We start from the raw sequence: 6,826 nt of genomic DNA, 5'->3' as shown, positions 1-6,826 counted from the left end.
TGCGCCTGACCTGCGCCAAGCTGGACTGCCCCTGGCGCGCCGAGTGCATGAAGCTGCGCGCCGACTGGATGCGCTGAGCCGCGTCGTCCGCCAGCGTTCAGCCGCGCCGGCGTAGCGGCATCGGCGGCGGGTGCCGATAGGCTTCGCCGCGCGCGGCGCACGCGCTTTCGTACACCTCGACGTAGCGGTGCGCGCTGTCGTGCCAGCTGAAGCGCCGCTCCATCGCCTGCCGCACCAGCCGCGACCACGCGCCGGCATCCGCACGCAGCGCGAGCGCGCGATCGACCGCGTCGAGCAGGCCGGCGGCGTCGGCCGAGCGCATCGCGAAGCCGGTCGCGCTGCCGTCGTCGAGGTGCCGCGGGGTCGCGTCCACGACCGTGTCGGCGAGGCCGCCGACGGGATTGACGATCGGCACCGCGCCATAGCGCATCGCGCTGAGCTGGCTGAGCCCGCAGGGCTCGAACCGCGAAGGCATCAGGAACGCGTCGGCGCCGGCGTAGATGCGGTGGGCGAGCGCGTCGTCGAAGCCGATGCGCGCGACGACGCGCCCGGGATGGGCCAGCGCGGCCGCGCGCAGGCGCGCCTCGATCGCCGCCTCGCCGCGACCGAGCACGACCAGCCGCAGCGGCCGCTGCAGCAGCGCCGGCAGCGCATCCAGCACCAGGTCGATGCCTTTCTGCGGCACCAGCCGGCCGACGTGGCCAAGCAGCACGCAGGCTTCGGCATCCGCATCGCACATGCCCAGCTCGCGCAGCAGCGCCGCGCGTCCGTGCCGCCGCGCCTGCGGCGCGCGGGCGGAGAAATGCGCCTGCAGCAACGGGTCGGTGCGCGGGTTCCACAGCGTCTCGTCGAGGCCATTGAGGATGCCGCTCAGGCGGTCGGCGCGCGTGCGCAGCGCGCCGTCCAGGCCCTCGCCGAAGGCGGGCGTGAGGATTTCCCCGGCGTAGCGCGGGCTGACCGCGGTCAGGCGATCGGCGAATTGCAGCCCGCCCTTGATGAACGCGAAGTGGCCCCAGAATTCCATCGCGTCCGGGTGCATCAGCCACGCCGGCAGCCCCAGCGCGCCTGCCGTTTCCGCCGGGAACAGGCCGCGCTGCGCCAGGTTGTGGATGGTGAACACGCTCGCTGCCGGCACGCGCGCCAGTTGCAGCAGCGGCGGCACCAGCCCGGTCTGCCATTCGTGGCAGTGCACCACGTCGGCGCGCCAGCGCAGCCCGCAGGCGTCGTCGGCCAGCGCGACCGCCGCGCGGCACAGGTCGGCGAAGCAGGCGGCGTCGTCGGCGTAGGCCGCGCCATCGGCGTCGCCGTAGATGCCGCTGCGACGGCCCAGCGCCGGGGTGTCGAGCATCCACGCCTTGAGGCGCGGTGCCGCGATCGCCTCGCGCAGCGTGCCGATGCCGGGCAGCCGCGCGATGCGACGCCCGCGCGGCATGCCGCGGATGCGCGGCAGCAGCACGCGCACCTCGTGGCCGAGGCCGGCCAGCGCATCCGGCAGCGCCTCGATCACGTCGGCGAGGCCGCCCACCTTCAGCAGCGGCCGGTACTCGGCGGCGACGAACAGGATGCGCAGCGCCATCGCGCTCAGGCCCGCGCCTCCGGCGCCAGCAGCAGCGCCGCGAGCGGCGGCAGGGTCAGCGATGCCGACCATGCGCGGCCCATCCACGCGTCCGGCGTGGCTTCGACCGCGCCGCCGTTGCCGACGTCGCCGCCGCCGTAGTGGCGCGAGTCGGTGTTCAGCAGCTCGCGGTAGCGGCCGCCCGCGGGCAGGCCGATGCGGTAGCCGTGGCGCGGTACCGGGGTGAAGTTGAGCGCGACTGCGACCGTTTGCCCGTCGCCGCGACGCAGGTAGCCGACCACCGACTGCAGCGCGTCGTGGCAGTCGATCCACTCGAAGCCGGCGTCGTCGAAATCGTGGCGATGCAGGGCAGGGCGCTCGCGGTACAGGCGGGAGAGATCGTCGACCAGGCGGCGGATGCCGGCGTGTTCCGGCGCGGCCGCCTCGGCCCAGTCCAGCGCGCGGGCGAAATCCCATTCGCTGGAGGCGGCGTGCTCCTGGCCCATGAACAGCAGCTTCTTGCCCGGCCAGGTGAACAGGTAGGCGAGCAGCAGGCGCAGGTTGGCAAAGCGCTGCCAGCGGTCGCCGGGCATCTTGCCCAGCAGCGAGCCCTTGCAGTGCACGACCTCGTCGTGCGACAGCGGCAGCACGAAGTTCTCCTCGAACGCGTACATGCGGCTGAAGGTGAGCTGGTCGTGGTGGTAGCGACGGTGCACCGGGTCGTGCGCGAAGTAGGCCAGCGTGTCGTGCATCCAGCCCATGTTCCACTTCATCGTGAAGCCGAGGCCGCCCAGCCACGCCGGTCGCGTCACGCCCGGCCAGGCGGAGGATTCCTCGGCGACCACCGCCGCGCGCGGGCATTCTTCCTGCACCGCCGCGTTGAGGTCGCGCAGGAACGCCACCGCGTCGAGATCCTCGTGACCGCCGTGCGCGTTGGGGATCCAGCCGCCGGCCTCGCGGCCGTAGTCGAGGTAGAGCATCGAGGCGACCGCATCGACGCGCAGCCCGTCGAGGTGGAATTCCTGCAGCCAGTACAGCGCGCTGGAGATCAGGAAGCTGCGCACCTCGTGGCGCGCCAGGTTGAACTTCAGCGAGCCCCAGTGCGGGGTCGCCGCGCGCTGCGGGTCGGCGTGTTCGTACAGCGCGGTGCCGTCGAACTGCGCCAGCGCCCAGTCGTCGCGCGGGAAGTGGCCCGGCACCCAGTCGAGGATCACGCCGAGCCCGTGGCCGTGCAGCGTGTCGACGAAGGCGCGGAACGCGTCCGGCGTGCCGTGCCGGCTGGTCGGCGCGAAGAAGCCGGTGCTCTGGTAGCCCCAGGAATCGTCGAGCGGGTGCTCGGTCACCGGCAGCAGCTCGACGTGGGTGAAGCCGCTGCCGGCCAGGTGGCGGACCAGCGCCTCGGCGATCTCGGCGTAGCCGAGGAAACCGCCGTCCTCGCCGCGCCGCCACGAGCCCAGGTGCATTTCGTAGACGGCCATCGGCGCGTGCGCCCAGTCCGGCCGGCAGGCCATCCACGCGGCGTCGCGCCAGCGGTAGCCCGAAGGGGCGACCACGCGCGCGGCGGTGCCCGGGCGCTGCTCGAACGCGCGGCCGTAGGGATCGGTCTTCAGCAGCACCTGGCCGGAGTCGCGGTGGCGCACCTCGAACTTGTACAGCGTGCCGGGCGCGACGTCGGGCACGAACAGCTCCCACACGCCGCTGCTGCCGCGCGCGGTCATCGGGTGGCGCCGGCCGTTCCAGCCGTTGAAGTCGCCGACCACGCTGACGCGCTCGGCGTTCGGCGCCCACACCGCGAAGCGCGTGCCGGCGACGCCGCGGCGCTCCAGCACGTGCGCGCCGAGCAGGCGCCAGGCGCGACGGTGCACGCCGGCGTTGAAGCGGTCCAGCTCGTCGCGGTCGAGCTCCGGCGCGAACGCGTAGGGATCGCGCGCGCTGTGCTCGTCGCCGCGCGGGCCGATCCAGCGCAGGCGGTAGTCGCCGGGCAGTTCCTCGCCGGCGATGTCCCATTCGAACAGGCCGTGCGCGTCGATGCGGCGCATGCGGTGCGCGCCGGGTTCGACGAAGGCGGTGCGCGCGCCGGGCAGCCAGGCGCGCAGCAGCGCATGGCCGTCTTCGCGGCGCAGGCCGAGGCAGTGGTGCGGCGCGTGGTGGCGGCCGCCGATCAGCGCGCTCAGCATGGGGACGACCGATGGCGGAAGCGTGGGCCCGGGCATGGCGCGGCGGTTCGGGGCGATTCGGTGCGGATCGACGCCAGCTTAGGCGGCGCGTTCGGCACGCCATTCTGATCTGCATCAACCTGCGCCGCCCGGTGCCCGGGCTCCAATGGAAGCAGGGTCGCCACGCGGGAGCCGCCATGGCGGTGCAGCCTTCGCAACGCTTCGTCAGCCTGATCGTGCGCGACACACTGGCGCTGGTGCTGGCCGGCGGCAAGGGCACGCGGCTGGGTGCGCTGACCATGAACCGGGTCAAGCCGGCGGTGCCGTTCGGCGGGCGCTTCCGCATCGTCGATTTCGCGCTGTCGAACTGCATCAACTCCGGCATCCGCCGCATCGGCGTGCTGACCCAGTACAAGGCGCATTCGCTGATCCAGCACATCCAGCAGGGCTGGAACTCGTTCCGCGCCGAGTTCGGCGAATACGTCGAGCTGCTGCCGGCGCAGCAGCGCGTCGGCGAGGCGTGGTACGCGGGCACCGCCGACGCGGTGCGCCAGAACACCGACATCATCCGCGGCCACGATCCGCGTTTCGTGCTGATCCTCGGCGGCGACCACGTGTACAAGATGGACTACGGCGCGCTGCTCGGTTTCCACGTCAGCCGCGGCGCCGACATCACGGTCGGCTGCATTCCGGTGCCGCTGGAGCAGGCGCACGCGTTCGGCGTGATGCAGGTCGACGCCGGCGGCCGCGTGCTGGAGTTCGTCGAGAAGCCCACGCATCCCGCGCCGATGCCGGACGCGCCCGGGCTGGCGCTGGCCTCGATGGGCATCTACGTGTTCAACGCGGCGTTCCTGCTGCAGCGCCTCGCCGCGGACGCGGAAGATGCGGAATCCAGCCACGACTTCGGCCACGACATCGTGCCGCGCGCGCTGCGCGACTGCGCGGTGTACGGCTATCCGTTCCACGATCCGGCCACCGGCAGGCCGGCGTACTGGCGCGACGTTGGCGACGTCGATTCCTACTGGCGCGCCAACCTCGAACTGCTCGACGTCGTCCCCGAGCTGAACCTGTACGACCGCGACTGGCCGATCTGGACCCTGCAGGAACAGACGCCGCCGGCGAAGTTCGTGCTGGACGAGCCGGGCCGCTGCGGCGTGGCGATCTCGTCGATGGTGGCGGGCGGCTGCGTGGTGTCCGGCGCCACCGTGCGGCACTCGATGCTGTTCTCCTCGGTGTTCGTCGACGAGGGCTCGCTGGTCGAGGACTCGATCCTGTTGCCGGGCGTGCACGTCGGCAAGCACTGCCGCGTGCGGCGGGCGATCCTCGACGCCCACTGCGTGCTGCCCGACCATGCCACGATCGGCTACGACGCGGCGGACCAGGCGCGTTACGAAGTCAGCGCGGGCGGCGTGGCGGTGGTCACGCCCGGCATGCTCGCGGAGCAGTGCGATGGCGGATGAACGGCTCCGCGTGGTGCTGGGCTGGCACATGCACCAGCCCGACTACCGCGATGCGCAGACCGGCCAGTTCATGGCGCCGTGGGTCTACCTGCACGCGCTGAAGGATTACGCCGACATGGCGGCGCACCTCGAGAACGCGCCGGGCGCCTGCGCGACCTTCAACTTCACCCCGGTGCTGCTCGACCAGATCGAGGACTACGCGCAGCGCATCGACGCCTGCCTGCGCGAAGGCCGCCCGATCGGCGGCCTGCTGCTGGATACGCTGGCGCAACCGGTGCTGGCGCTGGACGACGAGCGCCGCCGCACCGTCGTGCGCGCCTGCCTGCGCGCCAACCGCCGGCACATGATCGAGCGCTTCACGCCGTACCGGCAGCTCGCCGGCATCGCCGAAATCGCGCTCGAGCATGCCGGCGGCTTCGCCTATCTCGACGACGCGTTCGTGTTCGACCTGCTGGTCTGGCACAACCTCGCCTGGCTCGGCGAGTCGGTGCGCGCCGACCGGCGCGCCGCGGCGTTGGTCGAGAAAGCGCGGCGTTTCAGCCGCCACGACCGCAGCGTGCTGCTCGAACTGATCCGCGACGTGCTCGCCGACCTGCCGCGGCGCTACCGCACGCTGGCGGAGCAGTCGCGCGTGGAGCTTTCCACCAGCCCGTACGCGCATCCGATCCTGCCGCTGCTGCTGGACTTCGCCAGCGCGCGCGAGGCGAACGCCGCGATGCCGCTGCCGCTGGCCGCGGGCTATCCCGGCGGCGCCGAGCGCGTGCGCTGGCAGCTCGCCCAGGCGCAGGCGCTGCACGCGCACCGGTTCGGCGCGCCGGCCGAAGGCTGCTGGCCGTCCGAAGGCGCGCTCAGCGCCGCCTCGCTCGACGCGCTGGCCGAGGCGGGGTTCGCCTGGACGGCCTCCAGCCTGACCGTGCTGCGGCACAGCCTGGGGCAGGCCGAGCTTGGCTCGGATCGGCTGCACCGGCCCTACCGCCTGCACGGCGCCGGACCGGCGATTTTCTTCCGCGACGATGTGCTCTCCGACCTGATCGGCTTCACCTACAAGGACTGGGCCGCGACGGACGCGGTCGGCGACCTGCTGCGGCGGCTGGAGGCGATCGCCGCCGAGCCGGCCGGACCGGGACGGGTGGTCGGCATCGTGCTGGACGGCGAGAACGCGTGGGAGCATTACCCCGAGAACGGGCGCGCCTTCCTGGTCGAGCTGTACGGCCGCCTCGCCGCGCATCCGCAGCTCGAGCTGACCACATTCGCGCGCTGCATGCGCGACCCGGCGGTGCCGGTGCCGCCGCTGGAACGGCTCGTCGCCGGCAGTTGGGTGCACGGTGATCTCGGCACCTGGATCGGCCATGCCGACAAGAACCGCGCGTGGGACCTGCTGGTCGAAGCGAAGGGCGCGTTCGACCGCTGCGATGCCGAGGTCCGGCGCCTCGCCGAACGCCAGCTCGGCGTGTGCGAGGGGTCGGACTGGTTCTGGTGGCCGGGCGAATGGAACCCCGGCGTCGAGGTCGCCGAGTTCGAGCGCCTGTTCCGCGTGCATCTGGCCGGGCTGTACCGCGCGTTGCGGTGCGAGGCGCCCGATCACCTCGGCTACCCGTTCACCCGCGGCAGCATGGCGGTGACGGACGCGACGCCGATGCGGCCGCACCGCTGAC

General features: G+C 72.7%; 4 protein-coding genes. 2 read left to right on the top strand and 2 right to left on the bottom strand.

The window, feature by feature from the left end; translation table 11 throughout:
• Positions 1 to 97: 97 nt before the first annotated feature.
• Positions 98 to 1,576, bottom strand: coding sequence for a glycogen synthase GlgA (gene glgA, locus ABFC67_RS09280; RefSeq protein ID WP_346737727.1), 1,479 nt, complete (start codon positions 1,574 to 1,576; stop codon positions 98 to 100).
• A 5-nt stretch (positions 1,577 to 1,581) separates the two neighbouring features.
• Complete coding sequence (glgB, locus tag ABFC67_RS09275) at positions 1,582 to 3,732, bottom strand: 1,4-alpha-glucan branching protein GlgB (RefSeq protein WP_346737726.1); 2,151 nt, start codon at positions 3,730 to 3,732, stop codon at positions 1,582 to 1,584.
• A 176-nt stretch (positions 3,733 to 3,908) separates the two neighbouring features.
• Between glgB and glgC the strand changes: the two genes are divergently transcribed.
• Both glgC and ABFC67_RS09265 read left to right on the top strand, forming a co-directional pair.
• Positions 3,909 to 5,171 (top strand): glucose-1-phosphate adenylyltransferase, encoded by a 1,263-nt coding sequence (gene glgC / locus ABFC67_RS09270; protein WP_346737725.1) that lies wholly within the window; start codon positions 3,909 to 3,911, stop codon positions 5,169 to 5,171.
• Positions 5,161 to 6,825 (top strand): glycoside hydrolase family 57 protein, encoded by a 1,665-nt coding sequence (locus tag ABFC67_RS09265; RefSeq protein ID WP_346737724.1) that lies wholly within the window; start codon positions 5,161 to 5,163, stop codon positions 6,823 to 6,825. The genes glgC and ABFC67_RS09265 overlap by 11 nt, the downstream gene beginning before the upstream one ends.
• The last annotated feature ends 1 nt before the right edge of the window (position 6,826 follow it).

The sequence above is a fragment of the Mizugakiibacter sp. genome (genome assembly GCF_039680435.1).
Classification (GTDB): Bacteria; Pseudomonadota; Gammaproteobacteria; order Xanthomonadales; family Rhodanobacteraceae; genus Mizugakiibacter.
Note: the sequence above shows the minus strand (reverse complement) of the source record. Positions and strands in the feature narration are given on the sequence as shown.